The sequence below is a fragment of the Micromonospora sp. NPDC048063 genome, from assembly GCF_043202855.1.
In the GTDB taxonomy this organism is placed as follows: Bacteria; Actinomycetota; Actinomycetes; order Mycobacteriales; family Micromonosporaceae; genus Micromonospora.
Window position 1 is genome coordinate 153,141 of sequence record NZ_JBIDBG010000010.1, and the last position, 26,674, is coordinate 179,814.

23 protein-coding genes and 1 pseudogene are annotated in these 26,674 nt (G+C 71.8%); 15 read left to right on the top strand and 9 right to left on the bottom strand.

What is annotated here, in order from left to right; all coding sequences use genetic code 11:
• Positions 1 to 136 precede the first annotated feature (136 nt).
• Positions 137 to 280: a hypothetical protein gene (locus ACGFZ2_RS23500; RefSeq protein ID WP_393456840.1), complete on the top strand. Its 144-nt coding sequence runs from the start codon at positions 137 to 139 to the stop codon at positions 278 to 280.
• A 279-nt stretch (positions 281 to 559) separates the two neighbouring features.
• On the opposite strand, the gene ACGFZ2_RS23505 is transcribed toward ACGFZ2_RS23500, so the two are convergent.
• The 3 genes from ACGFZ2_RS23505 to ACGFZ2_RS23515 form a co-directional block, all read right to left on the bottom strand.
• Positions 560 to 1,267 (bottom strand): hypothetical protein, encoded by a 708-nt coding sequence (locus tag ACGFZ2_RS23505; protein WP_393456843.1) that lies wholly within the window; start codon positions 1,265 to 1,267, stop codon positions 560 to 562.
• Positions 1,268 to 1,510: 243 nt separating this feature from the next.
• Positions 1,511 to 1,960, bottom strand: a complete 450-nt coding sequence (locus ACGFZ2_RS23510; protein ID WP_393263490.1) for a hemerythrin domain-containing protein — start codon at positions 1,958 to 1,960, stop codon at positions 1,511 to 1,513.
• Positions 1,961 to 2,093: 133 nt separating this feature from the next.
• Positions 2,094 to 2,636 carry a DUF2249 domain-containing protein gene (locus ACGFZ2_RS23515; protein WP_393456846.1) on the bottom strand — a complete coding sequence of 181 codons (543 nt, stop codon included), beginning with the start codon at positions 2,634 to 2,636 and terminating at the stop codon, positions 2,094 to 2,096.
• Between the two features lie 71 nt (positions 2,637 to 2,707).
• Between ACGFZ2_RS23515 and ACGFZ2_RS23520 the strand changes: the two genes are divergently transcribed.
• From ACGFZ2_RS23520 to ACGFZ2_RS23535, 4 genes are all read left to right on the top strand, one after another.
• Positions 2,708 to 2,896, top strand: a complete 189-nt coding sequence (locus ACGFZ2_RS23520; protein ID WP_393456849.1) for a hypothetical protein — start codon at positions 2,708 to 2,710, stop codon at positions 2,894 to 2,896.
• A 180-nt stretch (positions 2,897 to 3,076) separates the two neighbouring features.
• Complete coding sequence (locus tag ACGFZ2_RS23525; RefSeq protein WP_393456852.1) at positions 3,077 to 4,204, top strand: hypothetical protein; 1,128 nt, start codon at positions 3,077 to 3,079, stop codon at positions 4,202 to 4,204.
• A gap of 68 nt (positions 4,205 to 4,272) precedes the next feature.
• The gene (locus ACGFZ2_RS23530; RefSeq protein ID WP_393456855.1) at positions 4,273 to 5,430 is read left to right on the top strand and encodes a hypothetical protein; all 1,158 of its coding nucleotides are present in this window, start codon (positions 4,273 to 4,275) and stop codon (positions 5,428 to 5,430) included.
• Positions 5,431 to 5,432: 2 nt separating this feature from the next.
• Complete coding sequence (locus ACGFZ2_RS23535; protein ID WP_393456858.1) at positions 5,433 to 6,800, top strand: multicopper oxidase domain-containing protein; 1,368 nt, start codon at positions 5,433 to 5,435, stop codon at positions 6,798 to 6,800.
• Positions 6,801 to 7,425: 625 nt separating this feature from the next.
• On the opposite strand, the gene ACGFZ2_RS23540 is transcribed toward ACGFZ2_RS23535, so the two are convergent.
• From ACGFZ2_RS23540 to ACGFZ2_RS23555, 4 genes are read right to left on the bottom strand one after another with little or no spacing between them, the layout of a single operon-like run.
• A complete protein-coding gene (locus tag ACGFZ2_RS23540) occupies positions 7,426 to 8,670 on the bottom strand; it encodes a nitrate/nitrite transporter (RefSeq protein WP_393263504.1) in 1,245 nt (414 codons plus the stop codon).
• Positions 8,667 to 8,888, bottom strand: coding sequence for a hypothetical protein (locus ACGFZ2_RS23545; protein WP_393456861.1), 222 nt, complete (start codon positions 8,886 to 8,888; stop codon positions 8,667 to 8,669). The genes ACGFZ2_RS23540 and ACGFZ2_RS23545 overlap by 4 nt, the downstream gene beginning before the upstream one ends.
• A complete protein-coding gene (locus ACGFZ2_RS23550) occupies positions 8,885 to 9,124 on the bottom strand; it encodes a DUF6457 domain-containing protein (protein ID WP_393263508.1) in 240 nt (79 codons plus the stop codon). Before ACGFZ2_RS23550 ends, ACGFZ2_RS23545 begins: the two co-directional genes overlap by 4 nt.
• 17 nt (positions 9,125 to 9,141) lie before the next feature.
• Positions 9,142 to 9,387, bottom strand: a complete 246-nt coding sequence (locus tag ACGFZ2_RS23555) for a MoaD/ThiS family protein (protein ID WP_393456864.1) — start codon at positions 9,385 to 9,387, stop codon at positions 9,142 to 9,144.
• A gap of 513 nt (positions 9,388 to 9,900) precedes the next feature.
• On the opposite strand from ACGFZ2_RS23555, the gene ACGFZ2_RS23560 reads away from it, so the two are divergent.
• The 8 genes and pseudogenes from ACGFZ2_RS23560 to ACGFZ2_RS23595 all read left to right on the top strand — a co-directional run bounded on the left by ACGFZ2_RS23560 (position 9,901) and on the right by ACGFZ2_RS23595 (position 20,828).
• On the top strand, positions 9,901 to 11,055 hold the full coding sequence (locus tag ACGFZ2_RS23560) for a TIGR04053 family radical SAM/SPASM domain-containing protein (protein ID WP_393456867.1): 1,155 nt from the start codon (positions 9,901 to 9,903) through the stop codon (positions 11,053 to 11,055).
• Positions 11,056 to 11,206: 151 nt separating this feature from the next.
• Positions 11,207 to 11,902 (top strand): annotated as a pseudogene (locus ACGFZ2_RS23565) (helix-turn-helix transcriptional regulator); the annotation flags it as partial.
• Between the two features lie 554 nt (positions 11,903 to 12,456).
• Positions 12,457 to 16,155: a nitrate reductase subunit alpha gene (locus ACGFZ2_RS23570; RefSeq protein ID WP_393456870.1), complete on the top strand. Its 3,699-nt coding sequence runs from the start codon at positions 12,457 to 12,459 to the stop codon at positions 16,153 to 16,155.
• On the top strand, positions 16,155 to 17,786 hold the full coding sequence (gene narH / locus ACGFZ2_RS23575) for a nitrate reductase subunit beta (protein WP_393456873.1): 1,632 nt from the start codon (positions 16,155 to 16,157) through the stop codon (positions 17,784 to 17,786). The genes ACGFZ2_RS23570 and narH overlap by 1 nt, the downstream gene beginning before the upstream one ends.
• Positions 17,783 to 18,478 carry a nitrate reductase molybdenum cofactor assembly chaperone gene (gene narJ, locus ACGFZ2_RS23580; RefSeq protein ID WP_393263514.1) on the top strand — a complete coding sequence of 232 codons (696 nt, stop codon included), beginning with the start codon at positions 17,783 to 17,785 and terminating at the stop codon, positions 18,476 to 18,478. Before narH ends, narJ begins: the two co-directional genes overlap by 4 nt.
• Positions 18,475 to 19,224 carry a respiratory nitrate reductase subunit gamma gene (gene narI / locus ACGFZ2_RS23585; protein ID WP_393456876.1) on the top strand — a complete coding sequence of 250 codons (750 nt, stop codon included), beginning with the start codon at positions 18,475 to 18,477 and terminating at the stop codon, positions 19,222 to 19,224. The genes narJ and narI overlap by 4 nt, the downstream gene beginning before the upstream one ends.
• Before the next feature lie 77 nt (positions 19,225 to 19,301).
• A complete protein-coding gene (locus ACGFZ2_RS23590; RefSeq protein ID WP_393263518.1) occupies positions 19,302 to 19,649 on the top strand; it encodes a carboxymuconolactone decarboxylase family protein in 348 nt (115 codons plus the stop codon).
• Positions 19,650 to 19,874: 225 nt separating this feature from the next.
• The gene (locus ACGFZ2_RS23595; RefSeq protein WP_393263522.1) at positions 19,875 to 20,828 is read left to right on the top strand and encodes a hypothetical protein; all 954 of its coding nucleotides are present in this window, start codon (positions 19,875 to 19,877) and stop codon (positions 20,826 to 20,828) included.
• Between the two features lie 264 nt (positions 20,829 to 21,092).
• Here ACGFZ2_RS23595 and ACGFZ2_RS23600 read toward each other — a convergent pair whose 3' ends face one another.
• Positions 21,093 to 21,359 carry a helix-turn-helix domain-containing protein gene (locus tag ACGFZ2_RS23600; protein WP_393263524.1) on the bottom strand — a complete coding sequence of 89 codons (267 nt, stop codon included), beginning with the start codon at positions 21,357 to 21,359 and terminating at the stop codon, positions 21,093 to 21,095.
• A gap of 89 nt (positions 21,360 to 21,448) precedes the next feature.
• Between ACGFZ2_RS23600 and map the strand changes: the two genes are divergently transcribed.
• Positions 21,449 to 22,267, top strand: coding sequence for a type I methionyl aminopeptidase (gene map / locus ACGFZ2_RS23605; protein ID WP_393263836.1), 819 nt, complete (start codon positions 21,449 to 21,451; stop codon positions 22,265 to 22,267).
• Positions 22,268 to 22,578: 311 nt separating this feature from the next.
• Positions 22,579 to 24,843: an NACHT domain-containing protein gene (locus tag ACGFZ2_RS23610; RefSeq protein ID WP_393456879.1), complete on the top strand. Its 2,265-nt coding sequence runs from the start codon at positions 22,579 to 22,581 to the stop codon at positions 24,841 to 24,843.
• Positions 24,844 to 24,987: 144 nt separating this feature from the next.
• Here ACGFZ2_RS23610 and ACGFZ2_RS23615 read toward each other — a convergent pair whose 3' ends face one another.
• Positions 24,988 to 26,532, bottom strand: coding sequence for a hypothetical protein (locus ACGFZ2_RS23615; protein ID WP_393456882.1), 1,545 nt, complete (start codon positions 26,530 to 26,532; stop codon positions 24,988 to 24,990).
• Between the last annotated feature and the right edge of the window lie 142 nt (positions 26,533 to 26,674).

Consider the following 26,674-nt stretch of genomic DNA (forward strand, 5'->3'; position numbering starts at 1 on the left):
TCGATCGGCACGACAGCACGTAGGCAGAACGAGGCGCACGCACAACCGGACGGCTGTACGTGCGCCTCGTGACCGAGAAAGACGCCGACCGGGCGGACGCCCTGTTCCATGCGCTCGCTGACAGCGGAAGGAGCAGTTGGCCGGCGGCGACGTGACGGTGGTGCGGTCGGCGGCATCCATGCTCACCGAACTCGAACAGGTCTGGCGCAGGTGGTCGACCACGACCTCAAGCCCGGCGGTCCCGCCGGCCGACCCGGTGGCCCGGCTGCGCGAGCGGTGACCTACTCGCGCCCTCGCCTACGAACCGCTGGCCGACGACGAGACGTTCACCCGCGTCCAGGCACTGCTCGCCAGCGTAGGGAGACGTCCCGACGGAGCCATGAAGCCGCGCGCCAGCAAGTGCATGCGTGCTGTCCGGGCTGCTGCACCGCGGCATCTGCCAGCGACGCATGATCGGCAGCTTCGACAACGGCCGCAACAACGGCGGCGGCCTCGGCACACCCTCCGCCAGCCAACGACGTCGACGATGCTGGCGAGCAGATCGAAGGTGACCGTGAAGTCAGCGACGAGGTCGTCGGTGAACAGCCGGAAAGCCCGACTGCCAGGGCACGTTCGCGGATTCGCCGGGCAGCGAATCGGTCCAGGGCGAACCGCCGACCATCACCGGCTCCGGCTCGTCGGCCCTACCTGGCTTCGTCGGATCCTCAGCCTGCTTCGTCGACCCGAGCCCGTCCGCGCCGAGCGGGCGGAGTCCGTCCGCGCCGAGCGGGCGGTCCCGTTCCGACGCCAGCGGCATGATCTTGTCGGGGACGACGGCCGCCGACTCATCGGCGTCCGGCTGCGGCCAGCGCCGCCACCTCTGGACACTGGCGACCCCGACCAGGAGCAGCGAGCCCAGCAGCAGCGTCGTCCCGGTCCGTACCGGGGTGAGCAGGTCGATCTGGTAACCCACCACGCTCAGCTTGTGACCGAGTAGATCCAGCAGCCGTGCCGGGCTGAACAACAGGCCCACGTAGCTGACCGTGTACGCCAGCCCGGTCAGCACCGAGCCGAGCGGGGAAATCCGTACGGTGGCGACGAGCCCGAGCAGAAGGCCAGCAGCCGCGAGCACCAGCAACGGCTCGAGCAGAGCGTCAGCGTCGAGGGCACCACCGCTTTCCTGCGCATCCCCGAACACCCGCAGGGACCGGCCTTGTCCAGCGGCGAGCAGGACCCAGGCCAGCGGACCCACGACGAGCGCGGCGATTACGGTCTTGATGTGTCGCATCCGGGCAAGGTACCGAGCTTCCGTCGTTGACCGGCAACGCGATAAGCAAAACTTAACCCGCCATCACGCTACGCCGTCCGGCGTAGCTGACGGTGTCGAAGGTGGGCTGTCAGCATGCGTGGAAATCGATGAGTTCCGCGCCAAGATCGCGACAAGGATCGCGCGGCGGCGCCGACCGGCACCTCTGCTGCCCCAACGGGTCGAGCGTCCGAAGGGTCGGGCGGGCTCACGGCGTACCCGTACCTACGACGTCGCCGGATCGGCCTCCGCCATGCCGGTGATCCGGTCCCACGCCGGAATGGGCAGGGCGATCACGGCGGCCGGGAAGAGCCCGTGCTCCTCGTTGTCGATGTGCCGGTGCAGCCGGTCCAGGGCGGCGAGCACGGCGGGCCAGTCCGGGGTCGTCCGATCCACCGCACCGAGCACGCCGTGGATGTCGTCGTGTTCGGCGCAGAGCTTGTCGACGGCCTCGGCCAGGCTGCCCTCTTCGCGCAGTTCGACGAAGAGGCCGGTCTCCTCGGTCGCGGTGTGCGGCAGCAGCAGGGAGAGCAGGGCGTCCAGGGCGGCCAGCCGGTCGTCGGTCTCGGCGAGAATGGCCCGGCGGAGCTCGCCGGCCGCGTTGGCGATCTCGTCGTGCTCGGCCGACAGCCGGCCGATCAGCGGGAAGTCGCGGCAGCCGCAGTAGTTGCACATGTCCTTCTCCCTATCTCCTCCAGGCGCGGTTCGATCGTCCACCCGGCGCGGCACGGCCAGCCAGGCCGAAAGACCCGCCGGCGCCGGGACGGTGGTCACACCGCCCGGCGTCCCGCAATCGTCGTCGTGCCGGTCAGCGGGGTGCGAGCGTCCGGCTCAGCCGGATCTGCCACACCTGCGGGCCCTCCTGCAGCCACTCGGTCGTCACTGCGCCGCCGTAGCGTTGGTCGATCTCGGCGAGCAGCGGCCGGGGCGCGTGCGGCGCGACCAGGACCAGCGCGTCACCCGCCCGCAGCCGGTCCAGGGCGGCGAGCGCGGTGGCGTGCCGCTGTCCGTGCGGCAGGTCCCGGACGTCCAGCCGGGGGTCGATGCTCAGCACCGGCGCCGCGCCTGCGCCGGCCGGGGCGTCCCCGCCGCAGCCACAGGAGCCGCCGCCGCACCCGCCCCCGGCGGCCGGCGTCGCCTCGCCCAGCAGGTCGTGCATGCCGGCGAGCAACCCCGCGAGCGAGACGTCCGCGGCTCCGACCAGTAGTGGTACGACCAGGTGGTTCTCCTTGTCGAGGTGCACCGCGAACAGCGCGGCGAGGGCGCTGGCGGCCGCTGCCGCGGGTACCGCGCGGGTGAGGCCGGCCAGCTCGGAGACGAGCCCGACGATGGCCTTGTGCTCACCGAGCATGCCGTCGACGAGCAGCTTCCCCTCGGCGAGTGCCGCCGCGGCGGGTATAGGGCGGCCTCCTCTGCGTGCGCGTGCGGCAGCAGCTCGGCGTGCAGCCACCGGACGAGTTCGTCGCGAGCACGCATCGCCTCCGCGTCGTCGCCGCGGCCGGCTGCCTCCACCAGGTGGTTGGTCAGCGTGTCGAGTGTGGTGGCGAGTGCGGCGTGGTGCCGTACGACCGCCTCGGCCGCCTGGCGGTCCGCGGTCGCTTCCGACTGTGACATGGCGCCCTCCCGGGTTTTGATGCCGTTTGACGTTGTAACGTTAACCATCGTGAAAACCCGTGGAGAAGGGCCGGTTGGGGAGACGATCGGCACTCCCCGCCGTCGGGCCCTCGGCACCCAGAGCCAGGGGTGGCGATCCGCAACCTGGTGCGGCTCTCCCTGCCATCGGCTCCGGTCATGACCACGCCCCGGCCGATACCCGTCGCCTGGCGGTTGCCAGCCCTCGCCGCTGGCGGGGTCGCCCTGCTCACCGGCCTGTACGCGGCCCTGTTGCTGCTCGGCACCCGGGTGCCCGCGCCCCCGGGACAGCTGGCAGAGGTGCACGGGCCGCTGATGGTCCTCGGCTTCGTCGGGACCCTGATCGCCCTGGAGCGGGCGGTGGCACTGGGCGACCGCTGGGCCCTGCTCGCGCCGGCCTGCTCCGGCGGCGGCGCCCTGCTGCTGGTGCTCACCGGGCCGAGCCTCACCGCCCGCCTGTTGCTGATGGTCGCCTCGGTCCTCCTGCTCGGCGTCTACCGGCAGATCTGGCGGCGTCAGCCGGGCGTCGCGCTGTTCGCCCAGGCTGCCGGCGCGCTGGCCTGGTACGCCGCCACACTGCTCTGGCTCGCCGGACTCACCGTGGCCGAGATCGTGCCGTGGCTGGCCACGTTCGTGGTGGCCACGATCGCGGGGGAACGCTTCGAACTGGCGCGTGTGGCGCTGCCCCCACGCGCCGGTCGGTGGTTCCTCGGCGCCCTGTCGGCACTGATGGCCGGCGTGACCGCCACCGCCGTCTGGCCCGGCATCGGCCCGTACCTGTTCGGCGCGGGACTGCTCGCCGTGGTGGCCTGGCTCGCCGCCTTCGACGTCGCCCGCCGCACCGTCCGGAGCCGGGGTCTGCCCCGGTACGTGGCGCTGGGCCTGCTCGCCGGCTACGCCTGGCTGGGACTGGCCGGCCTGCTCTGGGCCGGGGCGGGCGCCAGCGCTGACGGCCCCCGCTACGACGCCACCCTGCACGCCGTCTTCCTGGGGTTCACCATGTCGATGATCTTCGTGCACGCCCCGGTGATCCTGCCGGCCGTGCTGCGCCGGCCCCTGCCGTACCAGCGCCTGCTGTACGCGCCGTTGGCGCTGCTGCACGCCTCCCTCCTGGTGCGGGTCGTCATCGGTGACGCCCTGCGGGTGCAGCCGGTGTGGCGTGGGGCCGGCGTGGCCAACGTCCTCGCGGTCCTCGCCTTCGTCGGCCTCGCGGTGGTGTCTTCGCTGCGACCGCCCCGAAACCGGGACGCGTCGCCGACCCGACCCGTTCCGATGGCGGTGAGGTGATGGCCCTGACGGACCGGGCGGCCACGCCTGGGTCGACGGGGACCGGTCGGGCCGGCTGGCACCGGCGCGTGACCGCGCTACCGATGGCGTACCTGGCCGGGCTGGTCGTCCTCGCCTTCAGTCACCCGTTCCTGCCCTCCTGGCGTTGGCTGGCGATCCACCTTCTCCTGCTCGGGGCGGTGACCAACGCGATCGTGGTGTGGGGCGCCCACTTCACCGTCGCCGTGCTGCGCGCCCCGGCACCGCCGAACCGCCGCGGGGAGACGGCCCGTCTCGCCGTACTCAATGTCGGCGTGCTGGCGGTGCTGTTCGGCGCCCTGGTTGGCCGGCCGTGGGCCGGAGTCGCCGGCGCGGCCCTCGTCTTCACCGCGATCGCCGCCCACGCCCACTGGCTGGCCGGCCGCCTGCGCGCCGCACTGCCCGGCCGGTTCACGGTCACCGTCCACTACTACCTCGCGGCGACCCTCGCCATCGGCGTCGGTATCCCGGTCGGAGCCTGGATGCTGGTGGTGGACGACGCGACCCGTCCCCGGCTGACGCTCTTCCACGCCCACGTCAACCTGCTCGGCTGGGTCACCCTCACCGTCCTCGGCACGCTGCTGACGCTCTGGCCGACGGTGTTGCGCGCCCGGATGGCCGCCGGCGCCGCCCGCGCCGCCACGCTCGCCCTGCCCCTGCTGACCACCGGACTCGTCCTGCTCGGCGTCGGGCTACTCGCCTGGTGGCGTACGGTCATCGGGGGCGGCCTGGTGCTCTTCGTCCTCGGCGCGCTGACCGCGCTGCGCCCCGCCATCACCGCCGCCCGCGCCCGGCCACCCGCCTCCTTCGCCACCTGGTCGATCGCGGCGGCCGCCGGCTGGCTGCTCGTCGCGCTCGCCGTCGACACCGCGACCCTGCTCGCCAGCACCGGGCCGGAGGAGGCGGCGGGCCGTTTCGGGATCGTGCTCGTCCCGTTGCTGGCCGGCTTCGTCGCGCAGGTCCTCATCGGGTCGTTGAGCTACCTGCTGCCGGTGGTCCTCGGCGGCGGACCGGGGCCGGCGCGGCGCCGCATCGCCATCCTCGACCGCAACTGGCCACAACGGGTGGCGATGGCGAACGCGGCCCTCGTGGTGTTCGCCCTGCCGAGTCCCCCGTTCGTTCGCATCACCACCTCACTGTTGATCCTCGCCGCGCTGGTGCAGTTCCTCGTGCCGGCCGTGCGGGTCCTACTCGCCGCGCGGAGGTAACCGTGTCCGGGCCCGACCCCACCACGCCGATCCGCCCCCTCGGTGGCGTCGCCGTAGGCCTCACCCTCGTCCTGATCGCCGTCCTGGTCGGCGTCGCCGGCCAGCGGCTCTCCACCGCACCGTCCGGTGCCGGCACGGCCGCGAACGGATCCGTGCCGGCCTCCGGGCGCACCACCACCGTCTCCGTGGTCGCGCAGGGGATGCGGTTCCAACCGGACCGGATCACCGTTCCACGCGGCGACCGCCTGGTCATCGAGGTGACCAACCGTGACGACCGCCGCCACGACCTCGTCCTGGCCACCGGCCAACGGACCGCCGCCATCGGCCGTGGGGCGACCGCGCGGCTGGACGCCGGCGTGATCGGCGGACCGGTGGCGGGTTGGTGCTCCCTGCCCGGGCACCGCCAGGCCGGCATGACGCTGACGATCACGACCACCGACGCGCCGGCCGGCACCGGCCACGAGAGCGGGCACACCACGCCCGGCGCGGAGGTACCGCGCGTCGACGCCATGGCCGCCCCCGCGGCGACCTTCACCGCCCGGGACGCCGCCGCGCCGGCCACGCCGCCCGGTCGCCTGCACAAGCGGGAACTGCGGGTGCGCGAGGTGGAGCGCGAGGTCGCCCCGGGCGTACGGCAGAAGCTCTGGACGTTCGACGGCACGGTCCCCGGGCCGGTGCTGCGCGGCAAGGTCGGCGACACCTTCGAGATCACCCTGATCAATGACGGCACGGTCGACCACGGGATCGACTTCCACGCCGGTGCGGTCGCCCCGGACGAGGTGATGCGCCCGATCGACCCCGGGCAGCGGTTGACCTACCGGTTCACCGCCACCCGGGCCGGCATCTGGATGTATCACTGCTCGACCATGCCGATGCTGCACCACATCGGCAACGGCATGTACGGCGCGGTGATCATCGACCCGCCCGACCTGCCCAAGGTCGACCGGGAATACGTCCTCGTCCAGTCCGAGCTGTACCTCGGCGGCGACGGCGAGCCCGGCGACCTGGCGAAGATGCAGGCGGAGCGGCCCGATGCCGTCGTCTTCAACGGCTACGTCGCCCAGTACGCCCACCGGCCGCTACCCGCGCGGGCCGGCGAGCGCGTCCGCGTCTGGCTGCTCGACGCCGGCCCCAACCGGGACAGCTCCTTCCACGTCGTCGGCGCCCAGTTCGACACCGTCTACCGGGAGGGGCGCTGGGAGAGCCGGCCGGCCGACCCCGGCGGGGCTCAGGTGCTTTCGTTGACTCCGGCCGCCGGCGGCTTCGTCGAGATGGTCTTCCCCGAGCCCGGGCACTACCCGTTCGTCAGCCACGCCATGGTCGACGCGGAACGCGGTGCCCGGGGCGTCTTCGAGGTGACGCCCTCCTGACAGACCGCCGACGACCACCACGCCCTGGCCGTACTCATTTCGGCCGGTGGTGGAACCCATGCGGCGGAGCACGACGCCACCGACCCCTTCGGCGGCACCGCCCTCTCCTGCGTCCGGATCTCAACCGCAGCCAACAGCATGGTCCTGATCTCGATCGACCACGCCGACGGCATACTCCAGATTTCCGGCGCCCCCGCCCCGCTGGCCATCTTCGCGTCGAACCTCGAATCAATGGCAGCTGACGAGCACGGCGGCATGCCAACGCGGTAGCTCAACAGGCTTGACAAAACAGGAGCGTCCACTTCGCCGGCGACCGGTCATCGCCGGTGGCCGGCTGTCCGACTTCGGTTGATGCGTAGAACGCGGGTAAGAGGTACCCGAACCCCAGCCCCTGGGTGGCGGAGGGGGCTGGACCGTGTGCGTCAGGTGGTGGCCGTGGCGACGGGATCTCGACCAGGCCCGGTCGATTCTGGCCCGAACGCCGCCGCCACCGCTGCCGAGCTGGGGTTGCCTGCGCCGGTCACCACCGACACCCCCACCGGACGGCAGCGGCCAGGTATAGGACTGACGGGCGCGGCGGGGGGAGCCCGCCGCGCCCGTCAGGCAGCCGCTCGACCGCGGGACCTCACGCCGCCACCGGTTGCCGACCGGGCCTGCGGGCGAAGCCGCCCATCCGTACCGCGGTGAACACCGCTGCGGCCAGCGCCACGTCCGACAGCAGCATCAACCCGATCGAGTACGAGCCCTGTGCGCCGTACACCCAGCCCATGACGAGGGGCGGCACGAAGCCACCGAGGCCGCCCGCCGCGCCGACCAGCCCGGTGACCGCGCCGACCTGCTCGGCCGGGGCGACCTTGCCGACCAGCGCGAAGACGGCTCCGCTGGCGGCACCGAGCAGGATCGCCATGCCGAGGAGGGCCACCGTGGCAACCGGCATCAGCGGCGGTTCGAAGGCCTGGACGACGGCCAGGGCGGCCACCAGGGCGAAGCACCACACCAGCACCGGCACGGGGTGCAGACGGTCGGACAGCCAGCCGCCGACGGGGCGGGCGGCCACGGCCAGCACCACGAAGCCGGCGGTGCGCAGCGCCCCGTCGGCGGCGCTCAGTTCGTACGTGGTGCCCAGGTAGGCGGGTAGGTAGACGCTGAAGGCGACGAAGCCGCCGAAGCCGACCGCGTACAGGAAGCACAGTTGCCAGGTCACGGTGAGCCGCCCGACGTCGGCCAGTCGCCGCCAGGGGGAACCGGTGGGCCGGGTGCGGCCGGGGGCGTCCCGCAGCAGCAGGAACGCCAGCACCGCGTACCCGGCGAGGATCGCGGCGACGAGCAGGAACGGAGCCCGTTCGCCGTAGGCGTCGGCCAGCCGGACGGTGGTGAAGTTCGCGATCGCCGTGCCACCCATGCCCACGCCGAACACGCCGATGGCGAAGCCCCGCCGCGCCGGCGGGTACCAGCCGGAGACGTGCGGGACGCCGACGGCGAACGCGGTGCCGCCGATGCCGAGGAAGAAGCCGGTCAGGATCAGCGCCGCGTAGGAGTTGACCACGGTGAGCGTCAGCACCGGGACGATCGTCGCCACGGTAACCAGGGGAAACACCAGGCGCGCGCCGTACCGGTCGGTGAGTGCCCCGACCGGGATGCGGCCGAGCGAACCGACGACCACCGGCACGGCGACGAGCAGCGACTGGGCGGCGAAGCTCAGGCCGAGCCGCTCCTTGATTCCCGGGCCCAGCGGCCCGAGCAGCGCCCACGCCCAGAAGTTGACCAGAAATCCGAGGGTGGCGACGGCGAGTTGAAGGGGCGCGCCGCTGGTTCTGGCCGGCTGCGTTCGGTTGCCCGCCGCCGGGTGTCTTTCTCCGGTCATGGTCATCGCTTTTCTCCGTCGAGATTGTCGAAAGGTGCCCCAAGCCAAAGCGGATCAGCATGATCCGCTTCCTGGTTCTGAGCCTGTTGCAGCCGAACGGGACGAGTCAGGGCAGGAAGTCCCAACTCCGCGGCGCCCGGTGTCGGGAGCGCGTGCGCCAGCGGGCGCGCCACCGCCCAGTCGGTCGGCCGGGAGGTGTGCGGATGCCCCGCAACGATGGTCACGTGGCCTCCTCAGGTACGAGGGCGGTCAGGGCGACACGTGCCACGTCGAGGTCGGCACGCCGCCCGACGGCCACCCCGACGAGATACGCCGCGAGCGGGCCTGCCGGACGGCAGACACCGTGTGCCACCGTCCGCACCAGGTCGAGCAGTGCGCGGGTGTCGTCGCTCGACGGCGTCGGCAGGTCGAGCGCCGCCGCGGCGCCGGGGAGCCAGTCGTCCAGCCGTGGGTCGGCCATGATGTCTCCTTCGTGGTTCAGCCGCCGGCGAACGGCGGTAGCACGTCGACCGTGGCGGCCGGAGGTAGGAGCTGGTGTTCGTCGCGCCACTGGGTGCCGTCGACCAGGAAGCTGCACGCCCGCAGGGCGTTCCGTAGCTCCGGTCCGTGCCGAACGCCGATCCGGTCGAGCAGTTCGGCCAGCGTGCCGGCCTGCTGGTCCTCCTCGGTCACTCCGGCGGCGGCCCGGGTGCCGCCGAAGTACCGGATCCGTACGGTGGTCATCGGCCCGTCCGGGCCCGGCCCCGGTGCCGTGGCCGAGATGGTCCGTCCCAGCCGGTCCGGGTGGGCGTGCGGCCACCCACGGCCAGCAGTGCCCGCTCCGCCTCCTCGGTCGCTCGCGACATACGCCTCATGCCTCCGATCGGTCGCTGTGGCGTCCACGGTCGGACCGGTCACGGCACACGAACCGGAGGGACGTCCCGGCAATCCTGCCGACCCGATATCTCGCCGGACCGGGGCCGAAGGTCCCGAGATCACCGGGCAGTTACGCCCGTGGTCGAGACGACCGGGCTACGCGGCGGCCGCAGGTGGGAATGGGGCGGTTCGGCGGCTGAGGACGAGCGTCCTCGGCCGTGCCGTCACGGCCGAGACGTCCGTGGCATTCCCGGGTCGAGCGACCCATCGGCGGGGGTCTCCGGTCCCTGGTGTGCGCCGTTTCCGCCGGGCACCGTGCACGCCGTGACAGGGGCTACCACATCGGCATCAGGCGGCGGGCCGCACCGGGCGGGAGCGTCGGTGCGGACACCACGACATGACGTACGGGAGCGCCCGTTCATCGTCATCTGGGAGGCCACCCAGGCCTGCCCGCTGGCCTGCCGGCACTGCCGCGCGTCGGCCCGGCCGCTGCGCGACCCGGCCGAGCTCGACACCGACGAGGCGACGACGCTCATGGCCCAGGTCGCGGCCTTCGGCCGCCCCGCGCCGCTGTTCGTGATCACCGGTGGGGACCCGTTCCAGCGGCCGGACCTGGAGACGCTGGTCTGCCGGGGGGAGGAGCTGGGCCTGCCGGTGTCGGTGTCGCCGTCGGGCACCCCGACGCTCACCCGGGACGCCCTGGCCGGCATCCGGAACGCCGGCGCCCGGGCCATCTCGCTGAGCCTGGACGCGGCCACCGCCGCCGGACACGACGGGTTCCGGGGCGTGCCGGGAGTCTGGGAGCTCACCGGCCGGGCCTGGCAGGAGGCGCGGGACCTGGGACTCAAGGTCCAGATCAACACGACGGTCACCCGGGACACGGTGCGCGACCTGCCGGCGATCGCGGCCCAGGTGCACGATCGGGGCGTCTCGCTGTGGAGCGTCTTCTTCCTCGTGCCGACCGGTCGTGGACGGGCGCTGGCGAGCCTGGACGCGGCGGAGACCGAGGACGTGCTGCACGTGCTCTACGACCTCGGGGAAACCGTGCCGGTGAAGACCACCGAGGCGCACCACTTCCGCCGGGTCTGCCTGCAACGCGACGCGCTGGCGCGCCGCGGGGAGGACCCGGTGACGGCGTTCGGGTTGGGGCCGCTGTACCGGGAACTGCGCGCGCGCCTGGACGAGCACGGCCTGACCGGTCGCGCCGATCGGGTGCGACGGGCGCCACTACGGGTCAGCGCGGGCAATGGCTTCGTCTTCGTCTCGCACCGCGGGGACGTTCACCCGAGCGGGTTCCTGCCGCTGCCCGCGGGCAACGTTCGGCGGCTGTCGCTGGTAGACATCTACCGCGACTCCGAGCTGTTCACCGGCCTGCGGGATCCGGGGCGGCTGCGGGGACGCTGCGGCGCCTGCGAGTTCCGCGCGGTGTGCGGGGGATCTCGGGCCCGGGCGTACGCGGTCACCGGGGACCTGTGGGCGCAGGACCCGTCCTGCGGCTACCGGCCCGGCTCGTTTCCCTGGCCAGCGGAGAAGTGACCAGTTGTCGTCCCTCCCCCGCGGATCCATCTGTATCGGCCTCGTCAGACCCGTCCCGCCGGGACCAGGGTCCCGGTCGTTGTCGGGAATGTGAGCGGCAGAACGTGACTCCCGGGTTTTTACGGCTGGCGACGTTGTAACGTTATCCAGCGTGGAAACCACGCGGACAGGGCCGATCGGGGAAGTGATCGACACGGGCCGGCACCGGGCGCTCGGCACCGCGAGCCGGGCCTCGATCCTGGAGATCATCAAGGCGTCCGGGGGCGGCATGACCATCGCGGAGGTGGGAGAGCGGACCGGGCTGCACCCGTCGACCGCCCGCGCCCACCTCGACCGGCTGGTCGACGCGGGCCTGCTGGTCAAGGCCCGGGCCAGCGGCGGTCAGCCGGGCAGGCCGGCCTGGCGCTACCGGACCGTCGCAGCCGAGGCTCCTGCGCCCGCGCCGTACCGGGCCCTGGCCGTCGCTCTGCTCGACCATCTGTCTCGGCGCAACCGGGGCGACGTGCGGGCCGAAGCCGCCCGGGCCGGGCAGGACTGGGGCCGGCAACTGGCCGCCGTCACCCCGCCCGGTGACGACCCGACCGACGTTCTCCTCGCCGTGCTGCGCGGCCTCGGCTTCAGCCCCCGTCTGCACCACACCGGCGACGGACGGACGGAGATCCACCTGCACACCTGCCCCTTCCTGGAGCTGGTCAACCGCAACCCGGACGCGATCTGCAACCTCCACGTCGGCGTGGTGCAGGGTGCCCTGGAGCAGGCCGGGGCCCCGTCCGCCAGCGCCGCCCTCGAGCCGTTCGGCGCGCCGGACGCCTGCGTGGTGCGCCTGGTCGTGCCCACGGCCGACACCGCCGGCCGGCGCCGGTCGGCGTCCCGACGAGCGCCAGCTCCACCCAGCCGTGCTGGCGGACCCCGGCCCTCGCCGCCGGCGGCTGCGCCCTGCTGACCGGCCGGTAGGGCGAGGCGGAGCCTGGCCCGCTCGCCCGCTCGTGAGCGGGCTCTTCCCGAGTCACCGCCAGCCCGTGCCGTGACCACGGCCTCGCGGCAGTTCGGCCGCCGTCACCCTGCCACCTCATGACTGTCTCCGTGGACGTGCTGGACGACCTGCGTGCCGACGTGACCCCGCTCCGCAGGGTTCGCGATCCGGCACCGGATCGCTGGCCGATGAGCCCCGGACTGCTCCCATGACGTGCTCGTACGGCGTGGGATCGCGCAAAAGGGCAGCAGCTACCGGACGTTGCCACCGCCGTTCCCGCGACATCAGGACTTTGGTCCTTCCGGCTCAGGACCGCTGCCTCCCGATCCGAAGGTATTCGCACTGGAGGCTGGGCTGGTGCGGCGCGGCAGCGCGGCACCGACGCGCCACGGGCCGTCGCCTCACTCGACGCCGAAGGAGTGACCACCGTGTCACCACACCGCTCGCCGGACGCCGCCCAGCCTCCCGCGACGGACCAGGTTCCCGGCGTGGCGCCGTTGCTGGCCGCTCGCCGCTTCCTGACCGGGACGACGACCGGCGACCATGGTCGGACCCTGCACCAGGTCGAGGAGAACGGCTGGGAGTCGTTCTACCGCGACCGCTGGCGCTACGACCGCGTCGTCCGCTCCACCCACGGCGTCAACTGCACCGGCTCGTGCTCCTGGAACGTCTTCGTCAAGGACGGACTGATCACCTGGGAGCACCAGGCCACCGACTACCCGACGACGGGTGCGGACTCGCCGGACTACGAGCCGCGCGGCTGCCCCCGGGGCGCCTCCTTCTCCTGGTACGAGTACTCCCCGTCGCGGGTACGCCACCCGTATGTGCGCGGGGTCCTTGCCGAGATGTTCCGCGAGGCGTACCAGCGCCTCGGCGACCCCGTGTCAGCCTGGGCCGAGATCGTGGAGAACCCGCTGAAGGCACGGGCCTACAAGAGCCAGCGCGGGCGCGGCGGCTTCGTCCGTGCCACCTGGGACGAGGCGATCACCATGATGGCCGCCGCGCACGTCTACACCACCAAGACGTACGGGCCGGACCGGGTCGTGGGTTTCTCGCCGATTCCGGCGATGTCGATGGCGTCGTTCGCCGCCGGCACCCGCTACCATGCGCTGCTCGGCGGCACGCTGCTCAGCTTCTACGACTGGTACGCCGACCTGCCGGTCGCCTCGCCCCAGATCTGGGGTGACCAGACCGACGTGCCGGAGGCGGGCGACTGGTGGAACGCCACGTACCTGATGATGTGGGGTTCCAACATCCCGGTGACCCGTACCCCGGACGCGCACTTCCTGGCCGAGGCCCGCTACAAGGGGACCAAGGTGGTCGCGGTCAGCCCGGACTACGCCGACAACGTCAAGTTCGCCGACGACTGGCTCGCCCCGCACCCCGGCACCGACGGCGCCCTCGCCATGGCGATGGGCCACGTCGTCCTCGCCGAGTTCTTCCGCGACCGGCAGGTGCCGTACTTCACCGACTACGTGCGCAGGTACACCGACCTGCCGTTCCTGGTCACGCTCCGGCAGCGCGCGGGCGGCGGGTGGACGCCCGACCGGTTCCTCACCGCGGCCGACCTCGGCGACGACGGTGGCAAGCACAAGACGGTGCTGATCGACGAGCGTACGGGCGAACCGGTTGTGCCGAACGGCTCGCTCGGCTTCCGCTACGGCGCCCACGACGCCGGCCGGTGGAACCTGGACCTCGGCGATGTCGTGCCCGCCCTCGGGCTGCTCGGCCGTACCGACGACGCCGTGGAGGTCGACCTGGCCCGCTTCGACGTCGGCGACACCGAAGGCGGCACCACGATGCGCCGCGGCGTGCCGGTGACCCGGGTGGGCGACCACCTCGTCACCACCGTGTTCGACCTGCTGATGGCCGAGTACGGGGTGCGCCGCGGCGACCTGCCGGGTGACTGGCCGACCGGGTACGACGACGTGGACTCCCCGAACACCCCGGCCTGGCAGGAGCAGATCACCGGCGTGCCGGCTGCGCTCGCCGCCCGGATCGCCCGCGAGTTCGCCCGCAACGCCGAGCGCAGCCGGGGCCGTTCGATGATCGTCATCGGCGCCGGCGCGAACCAGTGGTTCCACTCCGACATGACGTACCGGGCCTTCATCTCGCTCGTCACGCTGACCGGCTGCCAGGGCGTCAACGGGGGTGGCTGGGCGCACTACGTCGGCCAGGAGAAGGCCAGGCCGCTGACCGGCCAGCAGCACATGTCGTTCGCCTTCGACTGGCAGCGCCCGATGCGCCACCAGGCCGCCACCCCGTTCTGGTACCTGCACACCGACCAGTGGCGCTACGAGCGGGTGCCCGCCGACGAGCTGTCGTCACCGCTGGGTACCGGCCGGTTCGCCGGGATGTCGTTCGCGGACACGGTCGCGGCCGCCCAGCGGATGGGCTGGAGCCCCGGCCACCCGGCCTTCAACCGCAACCCGCTGGACCTCACGGACGAGGCGGCCGCCACGGGCCGCACGGTCCAGCAGTACGTGGTGGACGAACTGAGGGCCGGCCGGCTCAAGGCGGTGGCCGAGGACCCCGACGACCCGACGAACTTCCCCCGGTGCCTGACCCTGTGGCGGGCCAACCTGCTGGGCTCCTCGGGCAAGGGCAACGAGTACTTCATGCGGCACCTGCTCGGCGTGGACTCCCTCGCGAGCGCGGAGGAGTGCGCCCCCGGCCAGCGGCCCCGCGACGTGGTCTGGCGCGACGAGGCGCCGACCGGGAAGCTGGACCTGCTCACGGCGATCGACTTCCGGATGACCAACACCGGCCTGCACGCCGACATGGTCCTGCCGGCCGCCACCTGGTACGAGAAGCACGACATCTCGACCACCGACATGCATCCGTTCGTGCACGCGTTCAGCCCGGCCGTCGAGCCGCCGGCGGACGCGCACACCGACTACGACACCTTCCTCGCCCTCGCCGACCGGTTCAGCGAACTCGCCAGCGTTCACCTGGGTGTGCGCCGGGACGTCCTCGCGGTGCCCTTGCAGCACGACACCCCGGACGAGCTGGCCACCCCCGGCGGCCGGGTACGCGACTGGAAGGCGGGCGACTGCGAGCCCGTACCCGGTGTCACGATGCCGAAGCTGGTCGAGATCGAACGCGACTACTCGCTGATCGGCGCCAAGATGCGCGCGGTGGGCCCGCTGCTGGACACCCTCGGCACCACCACCAAGGCGATCACGGTCGACGTCACCGCGGAGATCGAATACCTGCGGCACCAGAACGGCGTGGTCCCGGACGGCCCCTTCGCCGGGCGCCCGTCGTTGGCCACCGCCGACCGGATGTGCGAGGCGATCCTCGCGTTGTCCGGCACCACCAACGGCCGGGTCGCCGCGGCCGGCTTCGCCGCCCTGGAGGAGCGTACCGGGCAGCCCTTCGTCGACCTGGTCGCCGGCCACGAGCAGGACCGGATCTCGTACCCGGACACCCAGGACGCGCCGCAGCCGGTCTTCACCAGCCCGGAGTGGTCGGGGTCGGAGAAGGGCGGCCGCCGGTACTCGCCGTTCACCCTCAACGTCGAACGGTCGAAGCCGTGGCACACCCTCACCGGCCGGCAGCACTTCTTCGTCGAGCACGACTGGATCGCCGAGCTCGGTGAGCAGCTGCCGGCCTTCCGCCCGCCGCTGAACATGGCGCGCCACTTCGGCAGGCCCGGCGAGCTGGTGGACGGCGGCGTGACGGTGCGGTTCCTGACCCCGCACGCCAAGTGGTCGATCCACTCCATGTACCACGACAACGAGCTGATGCTCGCGCTGTCGCGGGGCGGGCCGGTGATCTGGATGAGCGTCGAGGACGCCGCGAAGATCGGCGTCAGGGACAACGAGTGGGTGGAGGCGCACAACCGCAACGGCATCGTCGTCGCCCGGGCGGTGGTCAGCCACCGCATGCCCGAGGGCACGTCGTTCCAGTACCACTCGCCGGAGCGCACCGTGAACGTGCCGAAGGCCGAGAAGGGCCGCCGCGGCGGCTACCACAACTCGATGACCCGGCTGCTGATCAAGCCCACCCACCTCGCCGGTGGGCACGCCCAGCTCACCTACGCCTTCAACTACTACGGCCCGATCGGCAGCCAGCGCGACGAGATCACCGTGATCCGCCGTCGCAACCAGGAGGTGGAGTACTGATGCGGATTCGTGCGCAGGTCGCCATGGTGATGAACCTCGACAAGTGCATCGGCTGCCACACCTGCTCGGTGACGTGCAAGCAGACCTGGACCAACCGTGAGGGCACCGAGTACGTGTGGTTCAACAACGTCGAGACCAAGCCGGGCATCGGATACCCCAAGCACTACGAGGACCAGGACCGCTGGCACGGCGGGTGGAAGCTCGACGGCAAGGGGCGGCTGACCCTGCGCTCCGGCGGGCGGGTCAAGCGGCTGACGCGGATCTTCGCCAACCCGGACCTGCCGTCGCTCGACGACTACTACGAGCCGGCGACCTTCGACAAGGACATCCTCGTCAGCGCGCCCGCCGGCCTCACCGACACGCCGGTCAAGCGGCCGTACTCCGCCCTGACCGGCGAGCCCATGTCGGTGCAGTGGGGCGCGAACTGGGAGGACAGTCTCGGCGGCGCCCACGAGCGCGCCGACGCCGACCCGAACATCGCGCGTATGCCCGCCGACGCCGCGGCGAAGGTCAGGTTCGAGTTCGAGAAGACCTTCATGTTCCACCTGCCGCGGATCTGCGAGCACTGCCTCAACCCGGCGTGCGTGTCGGCCTGCCCTTCCGGCGCGATGTACAAGCGGGAAGAGGACGGCATCGTGCTGGTCGACCAGGACAAGTGCCGGGGCTGGCGGATGTGCGTGTCGGCGTGCCCGTACAAGAAGGTGTACGTCAACCACGCCACCGGCAAGGCCGAGAAGTGCACGCTGTGCTTTCCGCGCATCGAGGCCGGGCAGCCCACCATCTGCTCCGAGACGTGCGTGGGGCGGCTGCGCTACCTCGGCATCGTCTTCTACGACGAGGACGGCGTGCTCGCCGCCGCATCGGTACCGGACGAGCGCGACCTGCTCGATGCCCAGCGCGACGTCTTCCTGGATCCGCACGACCCGGCGGTGCAACAGGCGGCCCGCGACGCTGGCATGCCCGACGAGTGGATCGAGGCGGCGAAGCTGTCGCCGGTGTGGCGGCTGATCAGTGAGTACCGCATCGCGCTGCCGCTGCACCCCGAGTACCGCACGCTGCCGATGGTCTGGTACGTGCCCCCGCTGTCGCCGGTGCTCGACGCGGCCGGCGCGGCCGGCCGGGACGACACGGACGCCGACGAGGTGTTCCACACCATCCGGGACCTACGTATCCCGGTGGAGTACCTGGCGGAGCTGTTCACCGCCGGCGACGCCGACGCCACCGCCGGCGTGCTGATGAAGCTGGCCGCCATGCGCTCGTACATGCGCGCCCGCACCCTCGACGGCACCGTCGCCGAGGATCTGTTGGACCGCATCGGGATGACCGCCGGCCAGGTCGAGTCGATGTACCGGCTGCTGGCGATCGCCAAGTACGACGAGCGGTACGTCATCCCGACCGCCTACCGCGCCGACGCCGCCGCCCTCGAGGCGCAGGCCGCGCAGACCGGCTGCTCACTCGACTGCGAGGGCGGACCCGGTATGGGGGGCGAGGCGACGGCCGCAGCGGCCGTGGAGCGCTTCCACCTCGTCGACGGCAAGGACGACGTGCACGTCGGCCGGCGCGGGCTCGTGTCCCGTCGCCGCGACGGGCGGGCCGGGCTGTCCATCAACCCGCTGCGGGGCCAGTCATGACCGCCTCCGCCATCGACACCGTCCGGGTGGCCGCAGCCGATCGGACCCGGCTGTTCCAGCTCACCTCCGTGCTGCTCAACTACCCCGACGCCGAGCTGCTCGCCGCCGGGGACGAGCTGCGCGGCGCGGCCGAGCGGATCGAGCACCCGCGGCTGCGCGGCCAGGTCGAGGAGTTCCTCACCTGGCTGCTGGGCACCGCGCCCATCGACGTGCAGCGGCACTACGTGCAGACCTTCGACCTGCGCCGCCGCTCCGGCCTGTACCTGACGTACTACCTGCACGGCGACACCCGCAAGCGGGGAATGGCGCTGCTCATCCTCCAGCAGCGCTACCGCGCCCACGGGCTGCGGCTGACCGGCGGCGAGCTGCCCGACCTGCTGCCGGTCGTGCTCGAGTTCGCCGCGACCGTCGGCCCGGGTGCGGGGGAAGCCCCGCTGCGCCAGCACCGGCGCGGTATCGAACTGCTACGCGCCGCGCTGGCCGAGCTCCGCACGCCTTACCACCTCCTCCTCGACGCGATCACCAGCGCCCTGCCCGCGCTGACCGACGCCGACCGGGACGCCATCGCGGCGCTCGCCCTCGACGGCCCGCCCGTCGAGTCCGTCGGCCTGGACGCCCTCGGTCCCGACGAGCTCACCGGCGTCGGCCTCGCCCCCTACCCCACCTGCCGCCCGTCGGAGGCGCCGCGATGAACACCGTCATCTGGATCGTCCTGCCCTACCTGTGCCTGTCGGTGTTCGTCGCCGGCCACGTGTGGCGGTGGCGACACGACCAGTTCGGGTGGACCACCCACACCAGCCAGCTGCTGGAGAACCGGATCCTGCGCCTGGGATCGCCGCTGTTCCACCTCGGCGCGTTCGGCGTCATCGGCGGGCACGCCATGGGGCTGCTGGTGCCGGCCTCCGTCACCGAGGCCCTCGGCATCCCCGAGCACGCCTACCACCTGACCGCCGTCTGGGGCGGCACCATCACCGGCCTCATGCTCGTTGCCGGACTGGCCCTGCTCATGGCCCGTCGCTTCGTCAACGGGCGGGTCCGGCGCAAGACCACCGTCATGGACAAGGTGCTCTATGCCGCGCTGGCGGCCATGGTCGCGCTCGGCATGACCGCCACGGTCGCCACCAACCTGCTCGGGAGCGGGTACGACTACCGGGAGACGATCGCTGTCTGGTTCCGCAGCGTCTTCTGGTTCGCGCCGCGCAGCGACCTCATGGTCGGCGCGCCGCTGGTCTACCAGCTGCACGCCATCGGCGGCTTCCTGTTCCTGGCGCTGTGGCCGTTCACCCGGCTCGTGCACGTCTGGTCTGCGCCGCTGGCCTATTTGTGGCGCCCGTACGTCGTCTACCGCGGGCGCCGCGGCCCCGTCCCGGCCGCTCCCGCCTCCCCGGCCGCCGTGCGCGAGGCGACCGCCCGCCGGCCCGGGTCACCGGTTCGGTGAGCGACAGGAACGAACGTCACCCCCGCGTTACAACTAGGGTGGGGACTGACGAGGTCACGGAGACCGGCGGAGGAGACGTGGTCGACTACCTGCCCACCATCTACAAACAGTTCCTCGGACGTTTCCCCGAGGTCGCCGAGGCGCAGGGGGTGCTCGCTCGCCTCGTCCGTGAGCGCAGCCCCTTCGACGAGCGGACCGACCGGCTGATCCGACTTGCCATGGCGATCGGAGCCGAGGCCGAGGGGGCGGTGCGCTCCAACGTTCGCAAAGCCGTCGAGCACGGAGCAACGCTCGACGAGGTGCGCGCCGTCGCCCTCGGCGCCATCACCACGTGCGGCTTTCCCACCGCGATCGCCGCCCTCGGCTGGATCGAGGAAGTGGCGGTGGCCGAGAACTTCCCCGACGGCGGCGCAGCCGCCTCGTAGGCCCGGCAACCGGAGTCGGCGGCGAAGCCGCCGTCGCGGCCTCGACCAGCCGCCGGCCGATCCCCTGGTGCCGCCAAGGCGGATCCGCTGCGGTATCCAGGAGGACCGATGGCCGCCCCGCTCCGTCCAGCGTGTCGCCCCTGGACGTCCCGCGCCGCGGGACCATCCGGCCGGCATCGATCAGATACGATACGTCGGCCGGTCGGTCATGAGGGGGAGTGACGTATGGGTCGTCGACGGAGGATCACCTGGCGGTATCTCGCCGCCGCGCTGCTGGCGCTGACCATGGGAGCGGTCGTCCTGCCGGCGCCCGCACAGGCGGTGGACTACCCCGGCGGGCGGCGCATCTACAGCGTCGCGCTCGGGGCCATCCCCGCCGCCGGCGCGCCCGCCACCGCTCCGGTCTGGGTCCGGCTGGCGACCTACTACTTCTTCGGCAACGGCACGGTGACCGAGAGCTTCTGGTACTGGAACCGGTCCACCGTCGTCGGGGCCGCCGGCACGGGCGTCCGGACGACCGGCTGCACCGGCCACGACTGCGAGGTGCGGACGGCCGCCGGGTTCCAGCCCGGTGGCGTCGTGAAGTCCCTGAGCGGCACGTACACCAACTCCGGTGACAGCGTCACCATCACCTGGAGCGGGGGCGTCCAGGAAACCTGGGCGGTCAGCCAGCCCGCCAGCGACCTGGCCCGGCTCGACTTCGTCAGCTCCAACTACGGGGTCACCGCCGGCTGGGGCTTCGGCAGTTCCGCCTCGAACGACGCGTACACGCCGGTCAGCAACATCCCGCTGGCCCAGTACACCGGCCGGTACGCCGGCTACAGCGGAAGCACCGGCGCCGCCGGCCCCAGCGGGATGGACCTCCGGTCGTTCGCCCGATGCAACGGGAACTGCCTGAGCTGGCTCAGCCCCCCGACCACCACCTGTTCGTCCTGCCCGAACGGCGCGACCTCCGCCCCGATCCGCTACTACCTCGCGGGAGCGGGCCGGCGGAACTTCTACGAGCACTGGTGCACCTGCCTGACGTCGAGCACCTGCTACACCGGTGGTTCGCACCGCAAGCCGCAGCTCCAGGTGATCGGCGACAACGGGACGTTCCACGGGTGGGTCGGCGTGGAGGCATCCAACTCCACGGCGAACACCGGCTACTTCGCGGTGCATTACCACGTGAACGTCTGACCGACCGGGGGCACCGCCGGCTCAGGCCAGGGTGCCCAAGTCCAGGGTCCGCCAGGCGGTCACCGTACGCCCGCCGGTGGACCCGGACCACCAGAGCATGTCGCCCCGGCAAGGCGGTGACGGCTTCCAGGAAGCGCCTTCCCGCGAGAACCAAGAAGTTCGCGACGCCACCTCGCCACACTGTCGAACATGTGTACGATCACCGCGTGGATGAGGAGGTCCCGTGAAAGAGATCTCCTGGTGGAGCATCTGGGCGGCTGGCCTCTAGGACGCCTGGCGGATGGGCATGTCGGCCAGCCAGACGTCGGCCAGGCCGCTGAGGGGGACGTCGAGGGCCTGACTGAGGCAGACCACGGTGCCGAATGCCGGCGCGGGAAGACGGCCCGCCTCGATCTTGCGCAGCGTCTCGGGGGAGATGCCGGCTGCCAGGGCCACCTCGACGAGGCTGCGGCCGGCACGCGCGGCCCGAAGGGCGGCTCCGAGGCGCTGGCCCGCTGCGATCTGTTCGGCGGTGAGTGGTTGGCGAACCATGCCAGCAGGATATCCCTCCGGAGCACCCCGACCTGACGTGGTATAAAAATGCCGGTATAAAAATACCGCATCCGGAGAGGGAGGCTGTCGTGATCGAACTCAAGTCCGCCGAGGAGATCGGCCGGATGGCGGTGACCGGCCAGTTCGTCGGCGAGCTGCTCGCCGAGCTGAGCGATGTCGCCGCAGTCGGCGTCAACCTGTTAGACCTCGAACACCACGCCCGCCGCCGGATCAAGGAACGCGGCGCCGAATCCTGCTACTGGGACTACGCCCCTTCGTTCGGCCGCGGCCCGTTCCGCAACGTGCTGTGCCTGTCGGTCAACGACGCGGTGCTGCACGGCCTGCCGCACGACTATGTTCTGCGGGACGGTGATCTGCTCAGCATCGACATGGCAGCCGGCATCGACGGCTGGGTCGCCGACTCCGCGCTCTCCGTCATCGTCGGCACCCCCGACCCGGCCGATGAGAAGCTGATCGAGGCCACCGAGGTCGCACTGGAGGCCGGCATCACCGCCGCCCAGCCCGGCGGTCGCCTCGGCGACATCTCCGCCGCGATCGGCGAGGTCGCCCGCTCCTACGGCTACGCCGTCAACGCCGAGTTCGGCGGCCACGGCATCGGCCGCACCATGCACGAGGCCCCGCACGTCTCCAACAACGGCCGCGCCCGTCGCGGCATGAGGCTCGACCGCGGTCTCACCATCGCCATCGAGCCCTGGTTCTGCCGCTCCACCGACAAAATCAAGTTCGACAACGACGGCTGGACGATCCGCTCCGCCGACGGCTCCCGCACCGCCCACTCCGAGCACACGGTCGCCATCACGGCTTCCGGCCCCCAGGTCCTGACCCGCCGCCCCACTCACTGCCCCACCTCGGCCGACCCCACCAAAAAGCCCGCCACAGCCTCCTGACCACTGCCCGCCCCGGGGCGTGACTCAGCGGTTCCGGGCATGGGGCCGGCCACAACTTCCTGAGCAACTCGCAACCGCCAGCAGCTCACCCTTCCGCCAGCCTGCACCAGCGTGGCCAACAGTCGGTCCCGGCCGCAACCACGCACGAGGTCGTCAGGCAGGCGCCATCACACTGATCACCGAACTGGCCCTTGGTTGACGGGCCTCTACTCTGGACAGGAGGAACGACCAACCAAGGGATCGTGCCCACATGGAGCCAGGGGTCGGCACCGAACCGCTGAAGAGCCAAGTCAGGACTGCGGGAGATCTACATGCGGCGTTTCCTTCTACCTCTGGCCGTGGTGCTGTCCGCCGTACTCGGCCTCGCGGTCAACCTGGCTTCTGAGACGATCCCCCTACCGCCGTGGCTCGGCTGGGCCCCCTGGGTCGCGATCGTCCTGCTGCTGTTGGCCATCGTGGTGGTGGAGGGGCGGCGCGGTCGTGAGGAGCCGCAGTTGTCGGCACCGGAACAGGTCACGGAGGCGGCGAACATGCTGGCCCAGGCCACCGTGTCGCAGTGGTCAGCGCAAGCCGATGCCCAGGGCATCGGTACGAACGCCGACCCGGTGCGGGTCACCTGGCACCGGGACCATCAGCGGTCACTGCCGATGCACGAGGTGTTCGGCGCTCCCGGGGGTAACGTTCGGCGGGTTCCGCGCCGTCGAAGCGCCAGCCGCCGAGCCCCGGCCGGGGACCAGCCGGGCGAACAAGGCGTGGTCACCCGCCTGTATGTCGACCTGTATCGGCGGATCCAGCGCCAGCAACTGGTCCTGCTCGGCCCGGCCGGTAGCGGGAAGACCGCAACGATGCTGATCCTGCTGATCGAGGCAGCGAAGGAGTGCGTCAGACCGGCCTCGGCACCGGAGCGCGCCGACACGCCGGTGCCGGTCTGGGTCACCCTGGGCGGGTGGAACCCGGACGAGAGGTCGCTGCTCGACCACGTGGTCGAGGAGATGGAGACGAACTTCCCGGCGCTGCGGCACCCGCGCTACGGCGCGAAGGTCGCACGCCGCCTGGTCGAGCACAAGCGGGTGGCGCTCTTCCTCGACGGCCTCGACGAGATGCCCGCGGCGGGGCAGCGGGCCGCGCTCACCAGGATCGCGCGCGAGGCCGCCGGGCTGCGGATCGTGCTCACCTCCCGGATCGAGGGGTACGACCAGGCGCGTGCCGGCGGACGGTTGCCGCGTCCGGTCGTCCTCCAGCTCGACAAGGTCGAGTCGGAGACTGCCGTCGAGTACCTGCGCCGTGGTCACGACAGTGACCGGCAACGCCGGTTTTGGCACCGGCTCACCGAACATCTGCTCAGCCGACCCGACTCACCGGTCGCGGAAGCGTTCGCCACCCCGCTGATCCTGAGTCTGGCCCGCGACGCGTTCGACGGGCCGGACGGTGACGTACCCGACCCTGCGGAGCTGATCGGGCTCACCTCGGTGGCAGCGGTGAAGGTCCGCGTGATCGGCCAGTTCCTGGAGCGGGCCTACCCGTCCGGTTCCGGCCGGCGCGGCGGGCGCGACCAGCGTCACCTGTTCTACCTGTCCTGGCTCGCTCACCACCTGCGGGGGCGCCGCGACCTGCGCTGGTGGGAGATCCCGACCTGGATTCCGATCAGGGATCTATCGATTGCGATCTGCACCGGGTTCGGACTGCCGACGGCAGTGCTGGCCGGGGCGTACGTGGCGTTGACCGGCGGGGCTCGGTCCGACGTGTTGTTGACTTCCCTGGGCGCGTTTCTCGTGGCTGCCGCCGCGGTCGGGTTCGTCCTGACGTCCTCTCCTTCCGCCTCGGTGCCGACCCCGACCGAACCGATCGGTATGGACCTGCGGTGGCCGACTCGGGCGGAGCTGCGGACGCTGTGGCTGGCCGGATCGGGACCGCCGCTGGTTGTCGGGGTGGGCGTCGGACTCGTCCTCGGCCCGTTCGCCGGCGTGATCTCCGGGTTGGCTCTCATGGGCCTCCTGATCGTCGGTTCGTCGATCGTCCGGGCCAACGTCACGTTCGGCCTGCTCGGCATCTGGCTGACGCCGCTGGCCGACTCACCAGCGAGCACCCCGGACGGTACGTTTCGGGCCGACCGCCGCCGCACCGTGGTCACGTTCAGTTCTGCGGTGATCCTCGGTGGCGTCATGTTCGCGCTGTTCAACGTCGCGGATCCGCCTCGGCCCGGGACGTGGTCGGTCGGACCGGAGTCCGGCATCGTGATCGGGGCGGCGTATGGCGTCATCACCGGCCTCGGCCCAGCAGTGCTGACGGGCTTCGGCCAGGTCGCGTTGCTGCTGCACGGGCGTCCGCCGGTGCGGTTCCCGGTGCTGTTCCGGGAGGCGCTGCGGCGGCAGGTGCTGCGGCAGGCTGGTGTGGTGTACCAGTTCCGGCACGCCGAACTCCAGGACCACCTGGCCGCCGTCTACCAGCGACGGCAGGATGCGGGGCCGGCCCGCCGGCCGCTGGCGCCGGAGTCCGACAGTGAGACCGTGGCGACCGCCCGGTGGTCGGGCGGTCAGCGGAACCGGCCGGGGCGGCTCGACCTCGGCTCGATCTGACCCTACCTCCGCCTGCCTCGCCCGGACGCTCGCAGCCACACCCATCCGATTCTGGCGGCTGCAACCCCACCCGCAGCAAGATCAAACCGAGCTACGTGGCATTGGTCCTGACGTCGCGGCGGCGAGTGGACCGATCATCGACCACTACCGCTCCTTGAGGCGGCGGTCGACCTCCTCGGCGACCCGCCGGTGCAGCTCGGCCAACCGCTCGTCGGTGTACTTGGTCAGGTCGCCCGGGTCCGTGCCGCCGTTCGCCGCCTGCTCCTGTTGCTTCTGCTGCTCCCGGCGTTGCAGCTCCTGCTCCTCAGGCGAACCGGGGGCGGCGTACGCGCATCGGACGAGGGTGCCGTCGGCGTTCTTCAGGCAGGTTGCCTCCCGGCCGTTGATCTGGCCCCGGCCCTCCACCCGGTACCGGATGCTCTGCTCACTGCCGAGTGTGGCGGTCCACGTGCTGCCGCCGGTCGGCACCACCTCGAACACCTGGTCGTCGTTCCAGCAGCAGACGTCCCGGTACTCCGCCTTGATCAGGGCGACGATCGCCTGGGGCGACGACCAGGTCGGGTTGAGCCGGTGCACGGTCAGCGGGGCGAGACCGCTGCCGGCGTGCCGGGTCGGCACGGTCGACACCGCCACCACCGAACTGGCCTCGCCCTGCGGGGTGAGCGGGGTGACGTACGCGCTGCGTCCGCTGCCGTCGCGGTAGCGGAGGGTGAACTCCGACTCGTTGCCCTCGTTGGCGCCGTCCTCGGAGGCGTCCCAGCCGCTGCGCTCGAACCACCAGTCGGCGAAACCGCCGACGGCGGTGGTGCCCTCCCGCTGCCGGGCGGCCAGGCTGATCGGGTAGGACGGTCCGGGCACCTTCGTCGTGTCGTCGGTGATGGTGACCTCTCCGGTTCGGCCGTCGTACCGCGCCACACCGGCCGGCCGTTCGGTCACCACCAGGATTCCGGTCTGCTTCTTCAGCGGCACCACCACGATCGGGTTGTCGCCCTGGCAGTAGACGTACGCGTCGTCGGCGGAGAACCGGGCCCAACGTCGTTCGGCGGAGATCTTCCGGCCCAGGTTGTGGCTGAACCAGCCGCCGATCCGCGCGTCGGCGGCTGACACGTCGAACTGGCACCGCTGCTGCGCCCGGCTCTTGCCGCCGAGCGGCACCTCCTGCATCAGACCGACCTCGTAACCGGCCAACCAGCCGCGCCGCTCGACCAGGACGGCGAAGCGGTCGGAGTCGGGCAGGTAGCTGACGTCGGTGATCTCGCCGGTGACGTCGCCCAGGTTGGGCGCGGCCTGTGCCTTGCCGACCAGGTACGGCGCGCGTGCGGCCAGCTCCGGGACCGGATCGCTCACCACCGTCATGGTGGTCCCGTACGCCCGGTCCTGGAGGTATTCGCCGTAGACCAGCCAGCAGCCCCCCAGGGCCAGTCCGACGGCGGCGCCCAGCCAACCGAGGACGATGGCCCCGCCGGTCGACCTGGGCGTGACCTTGCGCCCGCGGAGCCGGTGGGTGAGCAGCCGCACCAGGGCCGGCGCCCCGGCGAGCAGGGCCAGCAGGGCCGGCGCTACCAGCCAGGGCACGAGTTTGCGCAGCTCCCACACGAGGACGGTGGTGGCGTACGAGGCGTACCAGCCGACCGCGCCGAGCAGGATGAGCAGAAAGATCGGCGTACCCATCCGCAGCGCCCGATGCATCGACACCCTCCTTTGACAGGACGAGCCCCGATCCTATTCGGACGTCAAGACGCCTTGGTGCCGTCAGAGCAGCGCGACGCCGATCAGCGGATGCGTCGAGGATCGCTCACCTGCGGGTACCGGCGGCGGGCGACCACCAGGT

Excerpts from the sequence above, each read along its gene's own strand:
- ACGFZ2_RS23505 (WP_393456843.1), bottom strand. The coding sequence starts at position 1,267 with ATGCGACACATCAAGACCGTAATCGCCGCGCTCGTCGTGGGTCCGCTG.
- ACGFZ2_RS23510 (WP_393263490.1), bottom strand. The coding sequence starts at position 1,960 with ATGTGCAACTACTGCGGCTGCCGCGACTTCCCGCTGATCGGCCGGCTG.
- ACGFZ2_RS23515 (WP_393456846.1), bottom strand. The coding sequence starts at position 2,636 with ATGCTCGGTGAGCACAAGGCCATCGTCGGGCTCGTCTCCGAGCTGGCC.
- ACGFZ2_RS23525 (WP_393456852.1), top strand. The coding sequence starts at position 3,077 with ATGACCACGCCCCGGCCGATACCCGTCGCCTGGCGGTTGCCAGCCCTC.
- ACGFZ2_RS23540 (WP_393263504.1), bottom strand. The coding sequence starts at position 8,670 with ATGACCATGACCGGAGAAAGACACCCGGCGGCGGGCAACCGAACGCAG.
- ACGFZ2_RS23550 (WP_393263508.1), bottom strand. The coding sequence starts at position 9,124 with ATGGCCGACCCACGGCTGGACGACTGGCTCCCCGGCGCCGCGGCGGCG.
- ACGFZ2_RS23555 (WP_393456864.1), bottom strand. The coding sequence starts at position 9,387 with ATGACCACCGTACGGATCCGGTACTTCGGCGGCACCCGGGCCGCCGCC.
- narH (WP_393456873.1), top strand. The coding sequence starts at position 16,155 with ATGCGGATTCGTGCGCAGGTCGCCATGGTGATGAACCTCGACAAGTGC.
- narJ (WP_393263514.1), top strand. The coding sequence starts at position 17,783 with ATGACCGCCTCCGCCATCGACACCGTCCGGGTGGCCGCAGCCGATCGG.
- narI (WP_393456876.1), top strand. The coding sequence starts at position 18,475 with ATGAACACCGTCATCTGGATCGTCCTGCCCTACCTGTGCCTGTCGGTG.
- ACGFZ2_RS23595 (WP_393263522.1), top strand. The coding sequence starts at position 19,875 with ATGGGTCGTCGACGGAGGATCACCTGGCGGTATCTCGCCGCCGCGCTG.
- ACGFZ2_RS23600 (WP_393263524.1), bottom strand. The coding sequence starts at position 21,359 with ATGGTTCGCCAACCACTCACCGCCGAACAGATCGCAGCGGGCCAGCGC.
- ACGFZ2_RS23610 (WP_393456879.1), top strand. The coding sequence starts at position 22,579 with ATGCGGCGTTTCCTTCTACCTCTGGCCGTGGTGCTGTCCGCCGTACTC.
- ACGFZ2_RS23615 (WP_393456882.1), bottom strand. The coding sequence starts at position 26,532 with ATGCATCGGGCGCTGCGGATGGGTACGCCGATCTTTCTGCTCATCCTG.